The sequence below is a fragment of the Nocardia testacea NBRC 100365 genome (assembly GCF_000308775.1).
GTDB classification, from domain to species: Bacteria; Actinomycetota; Actinomycetes; order Mycobacteriales; family Mycobacteriaceae; genus Nocardia; species Nocardia testacea.
In genome coordinates, this window is record NZ_BAGJ01000078.1 from 1 (window position 1) to 19861 (window position 19861).

The 19861-nt window shown below is 68.2% G+C and carries 20 protein-coding genes; 4 read left to right on the forward strand and 16 right to left on the reverse strand.

The window, feature by feature from the left end; translation table 11 throughout:
* Positions 1-200: 200 nt before the first annotated feature.
* The 6 genes from ON38_RS09655 to ON38_RS09680 form a co-directional block, all read right to left on the reverse strand.
* Positions 201-752 (reverse strand): TetR/AcrR family transcriptional regulator, encoded by a 552-nt coding sequence (locus ON38_RS09655; RefSeq protein ID WP_039824141.1) that lies wholly within the window; start codon positions 750-752, stop codon positions 201-203.
* Entirely contained in the window at positions 749-1072 is a 324-nt protein-coding gene (locus tag ON38_RS09660) for a DMT family transporter (protein ID WP_039824143.1), read from the reverse strand. Before ON38_RS09660 ends, ON38_RS09655 begins: the two co-directional genes overlap by 4 nt.
* Positions 1073-1237: 165 nt before the next feature.
* A complete protein-coding gene (locus ON38_RS09665; protein ID WP_039824144.1) occupies positions 1238-1894 on the reverse strand; it encodes an SRPBCC family protein in 657 nt (218 codons plus the stop codon).
* Positions 1891-2415, reverse strand: coding sequence for a (2Fe-2S)-binding protein (locus ON38_RS09670; RefSeq protein ID WP_051164549.1), 525 nt, complete (start codon positions 2413-2415; stop codon positions 1891-1893). The genes ON38_RS09665 and ON38_RS09670 overlap by 4 nt, the downstream gene beginning before the upstream one ends.
* A complete protein-coding gene (locus ON38_RS09675) occupies positions 2408-3283 on the reverse strand; it encodes an FAD binding domain-containing protein (RefSeq protein ID WP_039824146.1) in 876 nt (291 codons plus the stop codon). The genes ON38_RS09670 and ON38_RS09675 overlap by 8 nt, the downstream gene beginning before the upstream one ends.
* Positions 3280-5616 (reverse strand): xanthine dehydrogenase family protein molybdopterin-binding subunit, encoded by a 2337-nt coding sequence (locus ON38_RS09680; RefSeq protein ID WP_039824147.1) that lies wholly within the window; start codon positions 5614-5616, stop codon positions 3280-3282. The genes ON38_RS09675 and ON38_RS09680 overlap by 4 nt, the downstream gene beginning before the upstream one ends.
* 276 nt (positions 5617-5892) lie before the next feature.
* Between ON38_RS09680 and ON38_RS09685 the strand changes: the two genes are divergently transcribed.
* Positions 5893-7008, forward strand: a complete 1116-nt coding sequence (locus ON38_RS09685; protein WP_051164550.1) for an XdhC family protein — start codon at positions 5893-5895, stop codon at positions 7006-7008.
* On the opposite strand, the gene ON38_RS09690 is transcribed toward ON38_RS09685, so the two are convergent.
* The 4 genes from ON38_RS09690 to ON38_RS09705 form a co-directional block, all read right to left on the reverse strand.
* Complete coding sequence (locus tag ON38_RS09690) at positions 6990-7550, reverse strand: nucleotidyltransferase family protein (RefSeq protein ID WP_039824148.1); 561 nt, start codon at positions 7548-7550, stop codon at positions 6990-6992. The two genes, ON38_RS09685 and ON38_RS09690, sit on opposite strands and share 19 nt — an antisense overlap.
* A 20-nt stretch (positions 7551-7570) precedes the next feature.
* Positions 7571-8176: a QsdR family transcriptional regulator gene (locus tag ON38_RS09695; protein ID WP_245563982.1), complete on the reverse strand. Its 606-nt coding sequence runs from the start codon at positions 8174-8176 to the stop codon at positions 7571-7573.
* A 78-nt stretch (positions 8177-8254) separates the two neighbouring features.
* The gene (locus ON38_RS09700; RefSeq protein WP_039824152.1) at positions 8255-9052 is read right to left on the reverse strand and encodes an ABC transporter ATP-binding protein; all 798 of its coding nucleotides are present in this window, start codon (positions 9050-9052) and stop codon (positions 8255-8257) included.
* A complete protein-coding gene (locus tag ON38_RS09705; RefSeq protein WP_039824154.1) occupies positions 9049-9720 on the reverse strand; it encodes a FadR/GntR family transcriptional regulator in 672 nt (223 codons plus the stop codon). Before ON38_RS09705 ends, ON38_RS09700 begins: the two co-directional genes overlap by 4 nt.
* 177 nt (positions 9721-9897) lie before the next feature.
* On the opposite strand from ON38_RS09705, the gene ON38_RS09710 reads away from it, so the two are divergent.
* Positions 9898-11655 (forward strand): 2-isopropylmalate synthase, encoded by a 1758-nt coding sequence (locus ON38_RS09710; protein WP_051164551.1) that lies wholly within the window; start codon positions 9898-9900, stop codon positions 11653-11655.
* 10 nt (positions 11656-11665) lie between these two features.
* Here ON38_RS09710 and ON38_RS09715 read toward each other — a convergent pair whose 3' ends face one another.
* Entirely contained in the window at positions 11666-12112 is a 447-nt protein-coding gene (locus ON38_RS09715) for a DinB family protein (RefSeq protein WP_083872480.1), read from the reverse strand.
* Between ON38_RS09715 and ON38_RS09720 the strand changes: the two genes are divergently transcribed.
* A complete protein-coding gene (locus tag ON38_RS09720; RefSeq protein ID WP_218000756.1) occupies positions 12090-12635 on the forward strand; it encodes a GrpB family protein in 546 nt (181 codons plus the stop codon). The two genes, ON38_RS09715 and ON38_RS09720, sit on opposite strands and share 23 nt — an antisense overlap.
* A gap of 262 nt (positions 12636-12897) precedes the next feature.
* Here ON38_RS09720 and ON38_RS09725 read toward each other — a convergent pair whose 3' ends face one another.
* The gene (locus tag ON38_RS09725) at positions 12898-13689 is read right to left on the reverse strand and encodes an alpha/beta fold hydrolase (RefSeq protein WP_245563984.1); all 792 of its coding nucleotides are present in this window, start codon (positions 13687-13689) and stop codon (positions 12898-12900) included.
* Between the two features lie 145 nt (positions 13690-13834).
* Positions 13835-14236 (reverse strand): DUF4352 domain-containing protein, encoded by a 402-nt coding sequence (locus tag ON38_RS35920; RefSeq protein WP_039824160.1) that lies wholly within the window; start codon positions 14234-14236, stop codon positions 13835-13837.
* A gap of 171 nt (positions 14237-14407) precedes the next feature.
* Here ON38_RS35920 and ON38_RS35925 point away from each other — a divergent pair, with 171 nt between their 5' ends.
* Positions 14408-15043, forward strand: coding sequence for a sigma-70 family RNA polymerase sigma factor (locus ON38_RS35925; RefSeq protein ID WP_083872481.1), 636 nt, complete (start codon positions 14408-14410; stop codon positions 15041-15043).
* Positions 15044-15285: 242 nt separating this feature from the next.
* On the opposite strand, the gene ON38_RS09740 is transcribed toward ON38_RS35925, so the two are convergent.
* The 3 genes from ON38_RS09740 to ON38_RS09750 form a co-directional block, all read right to left on the reverse strand.
* Entirely contained in the window at positions 15286-17082 is a 1797-nt protein-coding gene (locus tag ON38_RS09740; RefSeq protein WP_039824162.1) for an acyl-CoA dehydrogenase, read from the reverse strand.
* A gap of 453 nt (positions 17083-17535) precedes the next feature.
* Entirely contained in the window at positions 17536-18330 is a 795-nt protein-coding gene (locus tag ON38_RS09745) for a class I SAM-dependent methyltransferase (protein ID WP_039824164.1), read from the reverse strand.
* On the reverse strand, positions 18323-19756 hold the full coding sequence (locus ON38_RS09750) for a cytochrome P450 (RefSeq protein ID WP_083872482.1): 1434 nt from the start codon (positions 19754-19756) through the stop codon (positions 18323-18325). Before ON38_RS09750 ends, ON38_RS09745 begins: the two co-directional genes overlap by 8 nt.
* Positions 19757-19861: the final 105 nt, after the last annotated feature.

The window sequence follows — 19861 nt, forward strand, 5'->3', positions numbered from 1 at the left end:
GAGACCGGGTGGTCCGGCGGGCGCGTCCACGCGCCCGCCGGACTTTCCGTCCCGGATGACCCACGATGGGTGCGGCGGGCAGTACGGCATATCGGTGGGTGCGGCGGGCAGTACGGCATATCGGTGAATGCGGCAGTTGTCGGCGCTGCGGCGGCGATCGGTGCGTAGGGCCGCCATCGGCGGGTGCGCCGTGGTGGGAGTCAGTAGGCGGTCTGTGGGGCGAGTCCGGTGAGTGCGGCGATCGGCGCGATGAGTGCGCCGGCATCCGGAGCCGACTCGGTGGTCAGCGCGTGCAGCAGGGCGCCGTCGAGGTAGATCGCGACCGCGCGGGCCGCGACGGGCCCGATGTGCGGGGTGAGGATTTCGACGAGACCGTCGAACCAGACCCGCGCCGGCGCGCGTAGTTCGGGAAGCCGGGCCGCGGCGAGGTAGAGCTCGTTCACGGTGAGCAACTGTTCGGGCCGGGCCAGATAGTCGGCGGTGAGCGCGGCCAGGGTCGCGGGCAGGTCCGGGGCGGCGTCGAGCGCCGCCGACCATCCTCGCAGCGTCTCGCGGGTGGCCGCCGCGGTATCGGCCAGCGCGGCCGCGGTGAGATCGGCCAGATCGGCGAAATAGTAGGTCGTCGAGCCGACCGGTACGCCGGCCTCCGCGGCGACCAGGCGATGCGTGAGGCCGGCGATCCCGTGGACCGGTATCAGCGCACGGGCGGCGTCGAGGATGCGCTGGCGGCGATGGGGGTCGCGGGGGGTCAATGGGCGCCCGCGAGATTCAGGGTGACCACCCCGGCGACCACCAGGGCGACTCCGGCGATCTTGGCGGCACCGAGCGATTCGCCGAGGAACAGCACGCCGATGAGGACGATCAGCGTGGTGCCCAGCCCGGACCACACCGCGTAGGCGAAGCCGACGTTCATCCCGCGCGCGATGGCCTGGGCGAGCAGGACGAAGGCGAGCGCGTAGGCCGACAACGAGGCGAGTGTGGGCCACAGCCGCGTGAAACCCTCGGTCGCTTTGAGCAGGCTGGTGCCCACGAGTTCCGCGACGATGGCCGCCCCGAGCAGTGCCAGCGACATAACCGATCCCTCCAATTGTGTACGTTTGTACATGGACAAAGGTACACAAATGTGGGGACCGCGGACCGGGCAGTGGGTGTCGGCCACCCGGCGCCACGCTGCCGGACCTCGCCGGGCCGGACTTCATCTCATCGACGTGGCCGGGGCGCCTATTGGCCCGGGGTCTCAGGCGCCGGGGCGGCGGCGCCGGACGAGCAGCAGCAGGAGCACCACGGCCGCCGCGCCGAGACCCAGCAGCAGCTGCCGCTCCGCGGTGACCCCGGCGGCCGCCATCAGATCGATGGGTTCGGCCGCCGGGCGGGGCGTGATGCGGGTGACCGACGCGGGCCCGGGATCCGGGGCGGCTTCCGGCGCCGTGGGTGGCGCGGTGCCCGGCGCCGCGGCGGTGATCTCGGCGGCGAGATTGTCGGCGAAGGTGCCGATGAGGCTACCCGCCACATCGGCGAGGGCGCCGCGGCCGAACTGGGCCGGTTTTCCGGTGATCGCCAGATCGGTGTCGACGAATACGTCGGTGACGCCCGCGGACTCCACCAGCCGGCAGGTGATCACGGCCTTGGCGGTGCCATTGCCGCGGGCTTCCCGGCCGCCGCCCTCGAGCACCGCCACCCTCGCGGTCTCGTCCTGGGAGACGACCTTGATGATGCCGTTGTAGGTGAGTCCCACCGGACCCAGTTTGACCTTGATCTTGCCGTGGAAATCGTCGCCGTCCCGGGAGGTGAGCACGGCGCCGGGCACACACGGCGCGATCCGCTCCAGATCCAGCAGGACAGGCCAGGCGTCCGCGGCGGGAACGGGGATCCGGAAGGTGTTCTCGAGTTTCATACGCGGTCCTTGGCGTCGGTGCCGGCCTGCGGGGTCGCGGAGGCCTCGGTGCGGAGGGTGGTGGCGGCGTCCCGTACCGCGCGGATGATGCCCTGGTAGCCGGTGCAGCGGCAGATATTGCCGGACAGCGCTTCCCGGATCTCGGCGTCGCCGGGATCGGGGGTTTCCCGGAGGAAGGCGGTCGCGGAGACGACGAAACCCGGTGTGCAGAAACCGCATTGGAGGCCGTGATGGTCCCGGAAGGCCTGCTGAACGGGGGAGAGGGTGCCGTCGGCATCGGCCAGACCCTCCACGGTGGTCACCTCGGCCCCGTCGGCCTGTACCGCGAAGACCAGGCACGCGCGCACCGCCGCGCCGTCGAGCAGTACCGAACACGCGCCACAGACCCCGTGTTCACAGCCCAGATGAGTGCCGGTGAGGCCGCACGTCTCGCGGAGATAGTCGGCCAGCGTGCGCCGCGGCGGTATCCGGTCGCGGCGTTTCACCCCGTTCACGACCACCGAGATCTCGATATCAGTCATTGCTCGCCTCCTCTATCGCGCGTTTCCAGGCCCGCGCGACCATGACCGCCCCGATCCGGCGCCGATAGTCGGCGGAGCCGTGGATATCGGCCGGCACCGAAGTCAGGCCCGCGGTCACCGCGTGCCCGAGTTCGGCGGCGTCGACGGCGGCGGCCGGGCGGCCGATCACCTCGGCTTCGGCCGCGGTGGCCCGTAGCGGGGTGGCCGCCAGGCCGATGAGTCCCAGCGCGGCCCGTTCGACCCGGGAATCCGCATCCAGGCGTACCGCGACCACCGCCCCGGCCATGGCGAAATCGCCCGCACGGCGGGCGAACTCCTCGATCGCGAAGCCGGTCCGTCCCCGCCACACCGGGAAGCTCACCCCGGTGAGCAGTTCATCGGGCTCCATGGCCGTACTCCACATTCCGGTGAAGTACTCCGCGGCCGCCATCGTGCGCTGCCCGCGGGGGGACAGGGTGTGCATCTGCGCGTCGAGAGTGAGCGCCACGGCCGGGTACTCGCCGGCGGCGTCGGCGTGGGCGATCGCACCGCCGAGGGTGCCGCGATTGCGGATCTGGAAATGTCCGATCAGGGGGGTCGCCCGGTTCAGCAGTGGCACGTCGCGGCGGATCCCGGGGTCGCGGCCGACCGTGGCGTGCGTGGTGCCCGCCCCGATCCACACCGTGTCACCGCGGGGTTCGATACCCCGTAACTCGTCCAGTTTCCGCAGGTCGACCAGATGGTCGAAGACGGCGAGTCGCAGCGCCAGCATCGGCACCAGACTCTGGCCGCCCGCGAGGATCTTGGCTTCGTCGCCGAGATCGGCGAGCAGGGCCACGGCCTCGGCCGCGGTGGCGGGCGCGTGATATTCGAATGCCGCGGGTTTCATGCGGTGACCTCCGGTGTGCCGCTCGCCTCGATCATCGAGACGATGCGGGCGGGGGACAGGGGCAGCCGGTCGATCTCGACACCGAACGGTGCCAGCGCGTCGGCGACGGCGTTGAGTACCGCGGGCGTCGAGCCGATGGCGCCGCCCTCGCCGACCCCCTTGAATCCGCCCGGCCCGGTGCTCGGGGTCTGGATATGGCCGAGTTCGATCTCGGGCACTTCGGTGGCGGTCGGCAGCAGGTAGTCGAGGAACGTGGTGGCCACCGGGTTGCCGTCGTCGTCGTAGGCGAGATGTTCGTAGAGTGCGCCGCCGATGCCCTGGACGGTACCGCCGTAGATCTGTCCCTCCACGACATTCGGGTTGATCATCGGCCCGACGTCCTCGCTGACGACGAAGCGCAGCAGGGTCACGTGCCCGGTCTCGATATCGACCTCGCAGGTGCACACATGGGTGGCGTTGGCCCAGATCATCAGCTGGTCGGCGCGATGGCGGCCGGTGGCCTCCAGTCCCGGTGGTATGCCGGGTGGAAGCAATTCGGTCTGGTAGTAGGCGATCTGCGCGATCTCGGCCAGCGACAGGGATTTCTCGGTATCGGGTACGCCGGCCCGGCCGTCGGCGAACTCCACCTCTTCGACGGCGACGCCGAGCTGTTCGGCCGCGATCGCCACGATCCGTTCGCGCAGCACCTGCGCGGTCTGGCGGATGGCGCCCGCCGCCATCGAACCCGATCGGCTGCCGTTGGTTCCGCCGCCCTGCGGCGCGACCGCGGTATCCCCCTGGATTGTCTGCACATCGGCGATATCGATACCGAGCGCGTCCGCGGTGAGCTGGATCGCGGTGGTCTCCAGGCTGTTGCCGGCCGACCCGCCCGACAGGTAGACGTTCACCTTGCCGGTCGGCGCGATCCGGATGGTGGCGCCCTCGGTGCTCAGGAACGGGGTGGCGCCGGTGGTGGGCTCCACGTAGGTGCAGGTGCCGACGCCGAGGTAGCGGCCTTCGGCACGGGCGGCGGCCTGCTCGGCCCGGAAGGCGTCGTAGTCGAGGATCTGCAGCGCCTGCTCGAAGGTCTCGCGCGGTGAGGCGTCGGAGTAGGGCATCCCGTTCGGGTTGGCCACCGGCATCTCGCTGTGGCCGAGCATATTCCGGCGGCGCAACTCGACCGGGTCCAGGCCGAGGCGGCGGGCGGCGGTGTCCAGCAGCAGTTCCCGGGAGACCGATTCGAACTGCCAGGGGCCTCGATAGGCCACCCGGCCCACCGTGTTCGAGTAGTAGGAGGCGGTGCTGGAACCGGATTCCGGTACCCGGTAGGGCCCGGGAAAGAGCATGCCGACCGCGATCGAGGAGGTGAGCGGCGAGGGGATCGGGTAGGCCCCGACATTCTGTACGTGTTCGATGGTGGCGGCGAGGATACGGCCCTCCTCGTCGAAGGCCATGGCCACCTCGCCGTGTTCGTGGCGGGCCATACCGGCCGCCATCAGGCTCTCCTGCCGGTCTTCGATCCATTTCACCGCGTGCCGGACGGTGAGCGCGGCCAGCATCACACAGGTTTCCTCGCGCTGTGGCGCCACCTTCTGGCCGAAACCGCCACCGGTATCGCGCACGATGACCCGGACCCGGTGCTCGTCGATCCCGAGCAGCCGGGAGCAGAAGCCGCGGACCTCGTGCGGTGACTGGGTGGAGGTCCAGATCGTCATCTCCCCTGTGGGGGCGGTCCATTCCGCCACTATGCCGCGGGTTTCCAGCGGTACCGGTGCGTAGGCCTGCTGGTGGATGGTCTGGCGGACCATGTGCGGGGCGGCGTCGAACGCAGCGGCCAGGTCGGCGGGGGCCCGCCCGGCCAGCCCGCCGGCCGAATTGCCGGCGTGTTCGGCGTGCACGAGTTCACCGGCGGTGGCGGCGGTCTCGTAGTCGACCACGGGTTCGAGCGGGTCGTAGTCGACGATCACCAGCTCGGCGGCGTCCTCGGCGATGTACCGGTCGGTCGCCAGGACCAGCACCACCGGATCACCGACGAAGCGCACCTCGTCCTCGGCCAGCGGCGGGCGGGGCACCTCCGGGAAACCGGGCGTGTCCAGCGCGTAGGAGATCTGGCAGACCCGCGGGTTGAGGTCGGCCGCGGTGTAGACGGCCACCACACCCTCGAGCTCGGCGGCCGCGCCGGTATCGATGGCGATGATCCGGGCCCGGGGCAGTGGACTGCGGACGAAGCAGGCGTGCACCATACCGGGCCGGGTGATGTCGTCGACGAAGGTTCCGGCGCCGGTCAGCAGCCGCAGATCTTCGACCCGGGGTACCCGGGCGCCGACGGCCGTCGGCTTCTCGGTGGTGCTCATCGTCGGCTCCGTTGCGTCGGAATGTGGTGGGGGGCGCTGCGAGACAGCCTGATTCGACCCATCCGGCCGTTCCTCCGTTCACGGGATGTCACGGGCACCGGCCACGGGGCGGCCGGGTGCCGGCACGCCGATGCTGAGCACTTGTTTAGCATCGCCGTTCCAGCAGTGTCAATACAGGATATGTCGTCTTCAAGAATTGCAATGTCGATTTGTGAAAGTGCTATTCTCGCTTGTTGACCTGGTTTTACGGCAACGCTGCGGCGCGGAGGTGGAGCTATGCGCGACCTGGCTGCGCACCTGGTTCGATGGCATGCCGAGGGTGCCGCCTACGCCGTGGCGACTGTGGTGGCGGCCCAGGGGAGCGCGCCGCTGCCGCTGGGGGCGGCGATGGCCGTCGACGGGTCGGGTGCGGTCCGCGGGAGTCTGTCGGGCGGCTGTGTGGAGGGCGCGGTGTACGAGTTGTGCGCACACGTCCTGGCGACGGGTGAGCCGGCGCGGCAGACCTTCGGCTACAGCGACTCCGACGCGTTCGCGGTCGGGCTGACCTGCGGGGGTGAACTGGATGTCTTCGTGCAGCGGATCTCGCCGTCGCAGTATCGGGTGGTCGAGGCCGCCCTCGACCCGTCCCGGCCGGTGGCACTGGTCCGCGACCTGAGCACCGCGGCAGTGGCGGCAGTGACCGCCGAATCGGTGATCACCGACGGCGGGGACTGGCCCGATCCGGTGGTGGAGCAGGCGCGTGCGCTCCTCCATCAGGGAGCGAGTGGTCTGCGGACGATCGGTTGTGGCCCGGCGGTCCGGGAAATTCTCGTCACCGCGCACGCCGCTCCGCCGCGGATGATCGTCTTCGGCGCGAATGTCTTCGCCGCCGCGCTCTGCCGGGTCGGGAAACTGCTGGGCTATCACGTCACGGTCTGCGAGGGGCGTGCGGCCTTCGCAGACCGGGCCCGGCTACCGGAGGCCGACGAGGTGGTCGCCGATTGGCCGCACCGCTATCTCCGGGCCACCGCGGTGGATTCCCGGACCGTCCTGTGCGTGCTCACCCATGATCCGAAGTTCGATATTCCGGTGCTGGTGGAGGCGCTTGCGCGACCGGTCGCCTATATCGGCGCCATGGGTTCGCGCCGCGCGGACGCCGAGCGGCGGGCCCGGCTGCGCGAGGCCGGTGTCACCGAGGATCGGCTCGCACGCCTGCGGTCCCCGATCGGACTGCAACTGGGCGGCCGGACTCCGGAGGAGACCGCCCTTGCCGTCGGCGCCGAGATCGTCGCGTTGCGCCACGGTGGGTCGGCGCGCTCGCTGTCGGGTACCCGGCGGCCGATCCACCCCGGTACGCCGGAGGTGCGGGAATCCGACGCGGTGCGTGCCGCCGATCACCGGGTCAGGTCCTGAGGCGTGTCGACGTCGTCGGGCGAGCCGGTTCCGTCACACGGCACCTGCTGAACCAGTTCGGTATTGGCGGCCAGGAATTTCCGCGCGCCGATATCGCCGACCGCTTCGGCCGCCACCGCCGCGAAGTATTCGGCGCCGAGCAGCACCGGATGTCCGGGCCGGCCGGCGTAGGTGGCGGTCGCCAGGCGCGCGCCGCAGGTGAGCACCCGGCGGACGGCTTCGGCGCCGAGCCACGGCATATCGACAGGGACCACCACGGCCGCGGTCTCGTGCACGGCCGCCAGGCCGGTGGTCAGCGAGGAACCCATCCCGGTCGCCCACCGCGGATTGTGCACCACCGTGGCCCCACGAACCCGCAGCCGCACCGCGCCGGAGACCACGACCACCCGGCCGCATCCCCCGTCGCGCAGCAGGCGTACGGCCCGGTCGACGAGTCGTTCGCCCTCGAACACCACCTCGGCCTTGGGCTTTCCGAAACGCCGGCCGGCGCCCGCGGCGAGTACCAGTCCCGCGGCGTCGATCGGTGTGGCTACGCGATCCATGCCGAGATCATCGCCGATGTTCAGTTGCCGGGGGGATCGATACCCAGCAGGGCCGTCTGCACCCGGTGTAGCCGGTCCACATCACCGCGCAGCCCGGTGACATTGTCCTGGTAGAGGAAGGCTTCGCCGAGTCGCACCAGGGAGTAGGCGAGCAGCGACCGTTCCAGCTGGGGCGTGTATCCGTCCTGCTCCTCGGCCCGGGTGATGAGCTGTTCCACCGCGACGAGGATGCGCGGCTGGACCGGGCCGTCGCTCGCGGTGAGAATGCGCAGGCCGGCCAGCGGCTCGTTCTCGAAGTACTGGCGAAAGGGTTCGTTGCCCGCCATCCAGCGGTTGACCCGGTCGAGCACGCTGAGGATGCGCCGGGCGCCCGATTCGCGCCGGCGGGCGTCCGCGCGTTCGATGAGGGATTCGAATTCCCCGGCCAGTACGGCGCCGAGGACACCGTCGCGGGAACCGAACCAGCGGTAGATGGAGGCGCGGCTCAGCTTGAGCTGGGCGGCGATCGCCTGGATATCGACCCGTTCCCCGGCCAGGAAGGCCTGCCGGGCCAGCGCTACTACTTCTTCGCGGGTGGCCGAGGCGGGGCGGCCGGGCGGTCGGGAAGTGCGGCTCACGGTGGTCACCACGTTATGGTACACACATTGATTCGTGTATCTAAAAACCGGTGACGTGCTGAGGTGAGGTATCGAGTGTAGAGCGGTTCAGGCCGGCTGGGCCAGCGGGGAACGCGCCGACCATCGGCCGCTCTCCCGGGTGACCCGCACCGGATGATCGAACGCCGCCGAAATATGTGCGGTGGTGATGGTTTCGGCTGCCGGGCCCGCGGCGACCGTCCGTCCGTTCGCGATCAGCAGCGCATGGCCGGTCGTCGTCGGCAACTCCTCGAGGTGGTGGGTCACCAGGACCGAGGCGAGTTCGGGGTGGGTGCGATCCAACGCGTCGATGGTGTGCAGCAACTGTTCGCGAGCGGCCACATCCAGCCCGGTGGTCGGTTCGTCGAGCAGTAGCAGGCGCGGCGCGGTGATCAGTGCGCGAGCGATGAGGGTCCGCCCGCGTTCCCCCTGGGAGAGGGTGAACCACGAACGTTCGGCCTTCCCGGCCATCCCCACCGCGTCGAGCGCGTCCATCGCCGCCGCGATCTGGCCGGCGGTCGGTACCCAGCGCAACGGAGTGTCCACCGTCCCGGTGACTCCGGTCAGCACCACATCGCGCACCGGAAGCGGTGAGCGCAGTGGATGCCGCGGGTCGACGTGACCGATCGAGCGCCGCAACCGCTGGAGTTCGACGCGGCCGAGTTGCTCGCCGAGCACGCGCACGGTGCCGGTGGTCGGATGGGTGAGGGCCCCGCAGAAACCCAGCAGCGTGCTCTTTCCCGCGCCGTTGGGCCCGAGCAGGGCCCAGTGTTCACCGGCGTGGACGGTCAGCGAGATCCCGTCGATGATCTGGTTGCCGTCGCGCCGGAAGGTGACATCGGTCAGCTCCAGAACGGGGGTTGTCACGAGAAGGCCTCCTTGATGGCGCGCAGATGATCTCGGCTGAGTGCGGCCGCGGCGTCAGGGTCGCGGGCGGCGATGGCGGCGGCGAGCCGCTCGTGTGCCGCGTGGTCGGCCGGTGGGGAGGGCACCGGGCGGATGTGCAGCATATCGATCATCGCGATCCGGAGCCGGGGCAGGAAGGTGTCGAACAGCTGGATCAGTATGTCGTTGTGCGCGGCCACGATCACGGCGCGATGGAAGGCCGTATCGGCATCGACATGCTCGGGGACCGAGAGACCCGGCGCCGCGCGGCCGGCCAGGGTGCGGCGGATCGTCCGCAGATCGGCGGGGGTACGCCGGTGCGCGGCCAGCGCGGCGGCCTCGGTCTCGATGGCCATCCGGGCCTCCACCACCGCGGCGATGGTCGCGCGCCGCACGACGATATCCCAGTCCTCGGCGATATCCAGGGCGGTGACGAAAACGCCGGCGCCCTGCCGGCTGCTGAGCACCCCGCGTCCCGCGAGTTCGCGAATCGCCTCGCGCAGTGTCGAACGTCCCACCCCGAGCTGGGCGGCGAGCGTGGTCTCGCCGGGGAGCCGATGGCCGAGCGGCCACTCCCCGGCCCGGATGCGTGCCAGCAGCAGATCGGCCGTCTGTTCGGCCAGCGGGTGCCGTCGCACCTGGGAAACCATATCGAACCTCGCTACTTGTCTGAGGAGTCGTGTACAGTCTGCCACATGTCGCACCCGGAGCTTCTCCTCGACCGCCACGGCGGGGCCTGAACGATCGGCCACCCCGCCGTGGGGTTGTCGTCGGCCGGTCACCCGTCACGGAACGGCCGTACGCACAGGAAGATCGGGCAACGACCCATGACCACACAGACCCATCCCACCATCGACACCCCCGCCGGCGCGGTTCCCGGCGATGCGCCGCAGTGGTACCGGCAGCGGCGCTCCCGGCTGCCCTCGCATCGGTACCGCGATATCTACGACCGGGTGGACGTACCCCTCACCGAACGCCACTGGCCGCAGGCCCGGATCGAGCGTGCGCCGCTGTGGGTCCCGGTGGACCTGCGCGACGGTAATCAGGCCCTGGCCGAGCCGATGGATCCGGACCGCAAGATGCGGTTCTTCACCCTGCTCGTCGCCATGGGTTACAAGGAGATCGAGGTCGGCTACCCGTCGGCCTCCAAGGCCGATTTCGATTTCGTGCGGATGCTCGCCGATACCGGCGCGGTCCCCGCGGACGTGACCCCGGTGGTGTTCACCCCCGCCCGGCGCGATCTCATCGAGCGCACCGTCGATTCGGTCCGCGGGATGGACAACGAGGTGGTGATACACCTGTACACCGCCACCGCGCCGATGTGGCGCGATACCGTACTCGGCAAAGACGCCGGTGCGGTCCGCGAGCTGGTCCTGGCCGGTGCGCGCGACGTGCTCGAATTCGCCGCCGACCTGCCCCGGGTCCGGTTCCAGTTCTCACCCGAGGTGTTCAACCAGACCGAGCCCGGTTATGTGCTGGAGCTCTGCGACAGCGTCACCGAACTGTGGGACGCCACCCCGCGGCGGCCGGTGACCCTGAACCTGCCGGCCACCGTGGAGATCGCGACGCCCAATGTGTACGCAGATCAGATCGAGTTCATGCACCGCTCGCTCGCCCGCCGCGACAGCGTGATCCTGTCGGTGCACCCGCACAACGATCGCGGCACCGGCGTGGCCTGTGCCGAACTGGCGGTACTGGCCGGCGCCCAGCGGGTGGAAGGGTGCGTGTTCGGCAACGGCGAACGCACGGGCAACGTCGATATCGCCACGCTCGCGCTGAATCTGCACGCCCAGGGCGTGGATCCGATGATCGATTTCTCCGATATCGACGCGGTCCGCCGCACGGTCGAGTACTGCACCCGGCTGCCGGTCCACCCGCGCCACCCCTATGTGGGCGATCTGGTGCACACCGCGTTCTCCGGCACCCACCAGGACGCGATCAAGAAGGGGTTCGCCGAGCACCGGGCCCGGGCGGCCGCCACCGGGCGTCCCGAACACGAGATCGAATGGCGGGTACCGTATCTGCCCATCGATCCCGCCGATATCGGCCGCAGTTACGACGCCGTGGTCCGGGTCAACTCGCAGTCCGGTAAAGGTGGTATCGCCTATCTGCTCGCCACCGAACACGGACTGGACCTGCCGCGCCGTCTGCAGATCGATTTCGCCGGCCGGGTGCAGGGCCACGCCGACGGGACCGGGGGCGAGGTGAGTGCCGCCGAACTGCGCGCCCTGTTCGACGAGGCCTATATCGATGCCGCCGAGCCGCCGGATGTGCAACTGAAGGATCTGCGCGTGGCGGATACCGGCAGTGCGCCGGCCATCGCCGTCGATCTGGTGATCGGTGGACGGGCCCACCACACCGAGCACGCGGGCGCCGACCGATTGGCCGCGGTGGTCGCGGCCCTCGCGGCGGCCGGGCGGGAGATCGAGGTGCTGAGCCTGACCGGGCACCCCGTCGCCGGTCATACGATCGCCTACCTCGAGTACCGGCGCGGCGGACGGACCGGATGGTCCTGCGCGCACGGCGATTCGGTGGAATCGGCCGGGGTGGCCGCGGCGCTGCGCGCGGCCGGAGGTGCCGCCTGATACCGATACCTCAGTCCCCGGTCCGCCCGTCGATCCGCTCGCGCAGTAGGTCGGCGTGCCCGTTGTGACGGGCGTATTCCTCGATGAGATGCAGATACACCCAGCGCAGGCTGTATTCGGTGCCGTTGGGATGGCGACAGCGGTGGTCGAGCCCGAGCTCGGCCACCGCCGCGTCCGCCAGCCGTATCTCGCGCCGGTACACGGCGAAATCGGAGGCCGGGTCCGTGGATCCGGCACTGTCGATATCGCCGTCGGGGTCGGGGGCCGAACAGTAGAGGTAGTCCAGCTGTTCACCGGCGGCGGCCATCCGCAGCCAACCGCATTCCACCTCGGCCAGATGCCGCACCAGGCCGAGCAAGGACAGCGCGCGGGCTCGATGTCTGCGTCCGACGGTCCAAGCCGCCGCCGTGGCGAGTCGTGGAACACTCCTCGGTGTGGGAGAGCCAGTCGAGATCATGCCTTACGACCCTGTTTGGCCGGACATGTTCGCCAGGTGGGGCGTGGGCCTACGTTCGGCCCTCGGTGGTGCCGCGGCTCGTATCGACCACATCGGATCCACCTCGGTGCCAGGACTGGCAGCCAAACCGGTGATCGACATCCAGATCTCGGTGGCCTCGCTGGAGTCGACGGACGAGTTTCTGGGCCCGCTCACCGGCATGGGCTTCGTGTACCGAGTGGACAACCCCGAACGGACCAAGCGGTACTTCCGCGAGCCGCAAGGTCAGCACCGCATGCACGTGCACGTGCGACAGCTGGGCAGCTTCTCCCAACAGTTCCCACTCTTGTTTCGCGACTACCTCCGCTGTCATACGTCTGCCGCGACCGAGTACGCAGCAGTCAAACGGCGCTGCGCAGCCCAGTTCCGTAACGACCGGCCCGGCTACGTCCAAGCGAAGGATGCCTTCGTATGGGACATCATCCGCCGCGCTGACGCCTGGGCTCAGCGCACCGGATGGATCCCCGGTCCCAGTGACGCCTGAACCTCGCTGAGAGGCGACACGAAGATCCCCCGGCGGCCGAGACGTCCAGAGGAAGGCGGCGGCCATGAGGACCGGCAGCATCCCGGCACGCCGTCGACCAGCACAACAACGCTGCGATGCAGTTGCTGCAATAGATCGCTGGGACACAGCGCGTTTCCGGTCAACGCGAGGATCCACCCCGCTGCGGCGACGGTACTGCGTACAACGATCGGGCCGCGTGCCACCGATTCGCTCGGCGGATGTTGGAGGCCGACCGGACTGCTCAGGCTGCCCTGCCGAATAGGACTCGGTCGAGGAAGGGGCGGATTACTGCGACACATTCCTCGAATGCGGTCTCGAGGACCCAGTGCCCCGCCTCGAGTAGGTGAAGCTCCGCCTCGGGTAGATCACGGAGGTACGCGCGGGCGGACTCCTCGGGCATGTATCTGTCTTGCGGGCCCCACAGCAGGAGCGTGGGGGGCCGGTGATCGCGCAGATATGCCTGGTATCGGGGGAACCAGGCCAGGTTGTCGCGGAGGCCGGCGATGATACGCACCGCGATATCGCGCCGCCGATCGGTCATCAGGCGCCAATGCAGTTCCCACATGTCCGGCGGGATCCTCTCGGCCAGCCCTTCACCGACATCGTTGAGGATTTCTTCGCGAAAGCCGTCACTGCTCACCCCGGCTTGGATGGCAGCGAGGTTCTCGAGGGACGGATCATCCCAATACCGCCGGAGTAGGTCGTATCCGGGGCCGAGCACGTCGCGATAGATATCGCCGTTGCTGATGACAAGCGCAGCGATTCGCTCCGGATGCGCGATCGCGTAGCGCAGCCCGATCTGCGAGCCGAAGTCGTGTAACCACAGCGCGTGCCGATCCACACCCAACGTCTCCGCGAAGGCCGAAAGCCAGTGGGCGTATCCATCGAAATCGTAGGAGAAGTCCTCGGGATCGGCGGTGTAGCCACAGCCGGGAAAATCGGGCGCAATCAGGCGCCAGCGATCGGCCAGCGCCGGCAGAAGTCGCCGATAGGCGAACGAGGAAGCCGGATAGCCGTGCGGAAGGAGGAGCACTGGAGCATCGGGGGGACCGGCCTCCCGATAGAATGTATCGATCCCGTCGACGCTGATTCGCCGATGACAAGTGTAACCGGACATTCCGGCACGATAGCCGCAAGGGCCGACAACCTGCCGGATGCGCGCCCGACGGGCGACGTCCTCACGCCACTGCGACCCGGACCGAATCCAGGTCGGTCTTCGAGACGATGTGCCGAAATTCCATAGCGGCGGCCCGGACCGACACCGGTATATCGAAGACCATGGTCATCGTGTGCACGACCTGCGGGTCGATCATCTCGCCCACCGGGTCCGACTCGAGGAGGAGTTCGGCGCCGCGGCCCGGTCCGAAGGCTCGCCCGTCGTCACCGATGAGCCGCGGCGCAGCACCGAAAAAGGCCGGTGGTTCGGCGCCGACATCGGTGACCTCGACATGGATGACGAGATACTGCCCTTCCGCCGTCTTCTTCGGGCCACCGGTACAGACCGCGCTGATCGGTCCATCGATACCGGTGACCACGAACCCGAATCCACCGACCTCGACCCGGCTGCCGACCGGGTGCACCTCCCCGGCGTTGTCCGTAGGCGAACATCCCGCCGCTACACGGAACGGGCGTCCCGGGGGTGCCTGTCGACTCCCCACTGCCGCTCACTGCCGCGTCCTGGCCGCTCCCGGTTGCGGCCCGTCCGTGCGAATGTCAGTGTGGTCGGCCTGTGGCGGGGTAGCACTCCGACCATGATCACCGAGACAACGCCGGACGCAGCCACAAGCCGCCTGTCGGGCCGATCCAGTACGGGCGCAGACAGCCCCTCCGCGGCGACAACCGGCCGGCTGATCGAATTACTGGCTGCGGCCGGCGCCGGTGACCGCGCAGCGTTTACCGCTTTCTACCGCGCTACCCACAGCGCTGTGCTGGCCTCGGCAACCCGGATCCTGCGCAGCCATACTCTTGCCGAAGAAGTCATCCAAGAGGTGTACCTGCATGCGTGGATGTCCGCAGACAGGTACGACCCGCGCGTGGCGAGTCCGCACAGTTGGCTTTTGATGTTGGCCCACCGCCGATCGGTCGACCGCGTGCGGGCAGAGCAGGCCGCCGGGGACCGAGAGAGGATTTATGGCATGAAAACGCTGTGCCGTGACCACGACAGCGTCGCCGAGGCGGTGATGCAGCGCTACGACGAGCGCGCGGTGAACGCGTCTTTGGCGACCCTGACCTCACGACAGCGCCGAGCGCTGACCCTGGCCTTCTACGACGGCTACACCTATGGCGAAGCCGCCGCCTGTCTGAAAGTTACATTGCCTACATTCAAAAGCCGCGTCCGAACGGCGCTTCACCGCCTTCGCGCGGAGGTGGACGTCACCGGAAACTAGGCGATCCTGTCCGCGGCAGCGCGGACACCACCACCGATAGCGCTCTCAGCTGCGGTTATTTCTATATCCGCCCGACTTTCGGCGATCACCACAGAAATCTCCATCGACGCCGAACTCGCCCGGCTCGGGCGGACCGGATACCCATGGATACCGAGAAGTTCCGCACTCGGATCCGGAGCCGGCTACCGCGGCGCCGTCTCATCCGAATTGCGCCCCCGCCCTGATCTTGTGCCGAGACCTCGTCAGAACCAGTTCTCGCGCATATCGAGGGTGGTGGTGTCGAGGTCGGCGAGGAGGTCCAGTTGCGGGCCCGTCCGGGGTAGCTCGTGACGGAAGAAGTAGCGGGCGGCATGTCGTTTGCCCTCGTAGAAGTCGCCGCCGCGGCCATGCGCGGCGACCGTCTGCGCCAGCCAGATCCAGGCCACCACGTGATGGCCGAACGCCTCGAGGTAGACCGAGCTGTTGGCCAGTGCGACCTCGATATCGCCGGCCGCGAACAGTCCGCCGGTGACCGTGACCAGCCGGCTCCAGGATTTGTCGAGCCGGTCGGCGAGGTCCGCGGGTTCGCCGCCGAGTTCCCGGGCGGTCGAGAGGGTTTCCCGGACCCTGCTGTCGAGTTCGCGCAGACTCGCGCCCGCATGCTGGGTCACCTTACGGCCCAGCAGGTCCAGGCCCTGAATGCCGTGGGTGCCCTCGTGGATGGGATTGAGGCGGTTGTCGCGGTAGTGCTGTTCGACGTTGTACTCGCGGGTGTAGCCGTAACCGCCGAGGACCTGGATGGCGAGATCGTTGGCGGTCAGGCACCACTGGGAGGGCCAGCTCTTGGCGATGGGGGTGAGGATGTCCAGCAGCAGGGTGAGCGCGCGGCGTTCGTCGTCGGATCCGGTGGTCCGCTGTTCGTCGATGAGCCGCGCGCAGTACAGCACCAGGGCCAGACCGCCCTCGGCGTAACTCTTCTGCGCCAGCAGCATGCGTTTCACATCGGCGTGTTCGATGATCGGACGCTGTGGGGAGGCCGGGTCGGCGGCTCCCTTGGTGCGGCCCTGGGGACGGTCCCGGGCGTACTCGAGCGATTCGAGGTAGCCGGTGCAACCGAGGGCCGCGGCGACCAGCCCGACTCCGCAGCGGGCCTCGTTCATCATGTGGAACATGTACTTCAGCCCCTGGTGCGGTGTGCCGACCAGGTAACCGACCGCGCCGGGGGAGCCCTCGGGCGTCCAGCGGCCCTCGCCGAAGTTGAGCACGGTGTTGACGGTGCCGCGGAAACCCATCTTGTGGTTGAGCCCGGCCAGCGCCACATCGTTGCGCTCGCCGCGCGTACCGTCCTCGTTCACCAGATAGCGGGGTACCACGAACAGTGAGATGCCCTTGGTGCCTGCCGGCCCGCCGGGGATCTTTGCGAGCACCAGATGCACGATGTTGTCGCCGAGTTCGTGATCGCCGCCGGAGATCCACATCTTGGTGCCGAAGACCCGGTAGGTGCCGTCGTCGCGCGGTTCGGCCCGGGTGACGATATCGGCCAGCGAGGAACCGGCCTGGGGCTCGGACAGGCACATGGTGCCGAAGTAGCGGCCTTCGAGCATCGGCGGGACGAAACGGCGGACCAGCTCTTCGTCGGCGTGCGCTATGAGCAGATTGGCATTGCCGATGGTGAGCAGCGGGTAGGCGCTGGTCCCGGGGTTGGCGGCGTGGAACCACGCGAATGCCGCCTGGGCCACCGCGGCCGGGAGCTGCGCGCCGCCCAGTTCGGTGTCCATGGTGGCCCCGACCATGCCCGCGTCGGCGAACGCGGTCAGCGCGGTGCGCACCTGCGGGATGATGGTGACCGTCTCGCCGTCGAAGGTGGGTTCGTGAGCGTCGTTGAGCTTGTTGTGGGTCGCGAAGTACCGGGTGGCCAGCTGTTCGCTCAGTTCGAGGACGGCATCGAAGGTCTCTCGTGAATGGTCGGAGAAACGCGGCCGCCGGGTCAGGTCCTGCACCGCGAGCCATTCGTAGAGCAGGAACTCGAGGTCGCGCCGGGACAGCAGAGTAGACCGCATAACCACCCTTTCGGTACAAGTTCTCGTCAGAGTATCAAATACCGGCGGCGGTCACTGCCCGCGGATCCACGCCTCACCAGGGCCGCCGAACGGATTCGAGAGTAGTCATCCGGACCGGACGAGCAGTCCGGAAAGCGTGGATCCGACCGGGCTCCTCACCCGTACGCTGGACCGGCCCGAGCGGATGGACGTACGCGGGTCCCGACCACTTCATGCCCTCACCGGTGAGGAAGTGGCCCTCGGCGAACTCTCGGCCGGTCGGTCGATCCGTTCGAGGAAGCCGCGGATCGTGACCGCGTCGGCGGTCAGGCTGCGTCCGGCCACCGGAGGGCGCAGACCTGGCCACCGTCGGCGAGTACCGCGTTCGGGCCCGCTCCTGCTGCGGGATGACGGTGTAGCGGCGCAGGCTCTCTGGTTTTCGGTGCCAGGAGATTGCCATCGGCTCGCGGTCTGTTACTTCCCCGACTGGATGGCGTGGGCTACGCGGGACATGACGGCCACTTGATGGACTCGGTCCTTGCTGAACTGTGTGGTGATATCCGCTCCAGCGTGTGAGGCCAGCGCCGATAGGGCGGATGGGCTGTAGGCACGCAACTCGCTGATGAGCCAGTCATGCGCCGTCGGGTAGCCCTGTGCGAGGGCTATGAGCGCGAAGAACAACGGCAGGCGCAGAGGCTGCACAATAGATGGACGGCGGAGCAAGTCGATGACGAGGAATTTCTTGGCGACTCGGGTTGCTTCGGCGATCGTGGCGGAAGCCGCCTCGGGCGGTAGGTGGTGGAACGACTGGGCGAATACGACGAGGTCGTAAGCTTGATCTGGTGCATTGATCGAGGTCGCATCCTCGACGCGCACGACCGCACGAGGTTGGGATCCGAGATCGCTGGCGACCATATCGTCTACCGATGCGGCATTGATATCGGTGACGGTCAACTCTGCGTCGGGGTGCTGTTCGAGCAGCGCGCGGGATAATCCGCCGTGCCCTGCGCCGAGCTCGAGGATTTTCGGGTGAGGGATATCCGCTACTTGTTGCAACGCGAGTTGGGCGAACTTCTCGTTGTACCGCAACTTGGCGCTGATGTGGTCGAGTGACCGAACCACAGACCGTTTCACCCGGTCGTCGACGTCATCTCGGTCCAAGAACTCCAAGCGCTCGGTTTCGAACTGTCGGTCCAGCCAGGAGGCAGTTGGGCCGCCCCGAGGCAAGGAGTCGATCGTGTCGGCCGCCGGTACTCGATTCTCATGCATATTGGCTGACTTCCTTTTCCGGATTTCCCCTCGGCGGTCGGCCGCTGAGGATCACACGGGCATTCGTGCACACCAGGTGACCGCCGCCGTTGATCCGCAACGACAACTCCTCGGACTCCCCTTCGGCCGGGGATAGGGCGAACCGGCGGAGTGCCGTTGCCATGATCAGTACCATCTCCACGACGGCGAGTCGCTGGCCCAGGCACACGCGGGGTCCGCCGCCGAACGGGAACCAGGCGAACCGGGGGATGGCATCGGTCGAGCCGTCGAGCCATCGGTCGGGCCGGAACTCATCGGGCGCGTCGAACCACCGTGGATCTCGCTGGGTGACACAAGGTGCCACCCATACCAAATGGCCTGGGCCGAACTCATAACCACCGGCACTGAATGTGGAATTGACTCGATGGTTCAGTGCGCGCACTACCGGGTACACGCGCAACGTCTCCTTGACCACCGCTTCGGCAAGCTCGAGTGCACCCACATGCTCGTATCCGAGAGCGCCACCCGCCGTGGCTCGCTCAACCTCGTCGACCAACCGCTGTTGCAAATCCGGGCGTCGGCTCAACAGCGTCAACGCAATCCCCAACGTGTTGGCTGTCGTCTCGTATCCTGCGAGATACAGCGTGTAGATTTCATCGCGCAACTGTAGGTCGGTGAGAGGCTGCCCATCCTCGTCACGAGCGTCCAAGAGCATGTCGAGCATGTCCTTCCCGCTTCTGACCGCTTGTGTTTCACGTTCGGCCAGCCGTTGCTCCACAGCGGCCATGATGAGCCGATCCATGCGGGTCGAGGCGCTTTTCAGCCAGTGCCGCAACGGTGTCGGTACCCATACCGGGAGCTTCGAGCCAAGCGCGAATTCGAGCATGTTCACCGTCAGCATCCGGTCGCTTGCGCGTTTGAGTCGTTCGGCCATCTCGTCGCCCAGGTCGGACCCCAGCAGCGTCTTCATGGCGATCCGACCCACGAGTTGTTCCATGTCCTGCTGCACATCCCGCGTTTGGTCGAGGCGCCAGCCCAGCACGAACTCCTCCGCGAAGCTGCCGATGACTTCGGCGTAGCCTTCGATCCACCGCGAATGCATGCCTGGCTGAAGCGTGCGTCGCTGCCTCCTCCAGTAAGAGCCTTCGCTCAGGATCAGTCCTCTGTTTCCAGTGATCTCGGCATGCCTTGCGAAGGTTCCGTCTTGTCCCCGTCCAAGCGGCCCGTTGGCGCCCGCAGCGGCGAATACCGGCCCGACGTCGTCCGGGTGGAACAACACGACGACCCGGGTGGGGCCGAGTGACCACTCGGCCACGTCTCCGAACCGCCGATGCAGTGACGACAGAAACCCGAATTGATCTCGAGCGAAGGCTGCCAGGTCGCCGATGAGCGGTAAGGGGCGAGTACCCGGCGGCCGCTCCACGTCCCTATCGGCTCTCCGGGACATAAGCGCACCCCCGCTCCGCAAGCGAAGGCAAGGCTACCCTCACTGACTCGTTGCTCACAAGGTCAGCACTTTAGCCGTGAGCTGACCGGTTTCCCATCTGTGGAT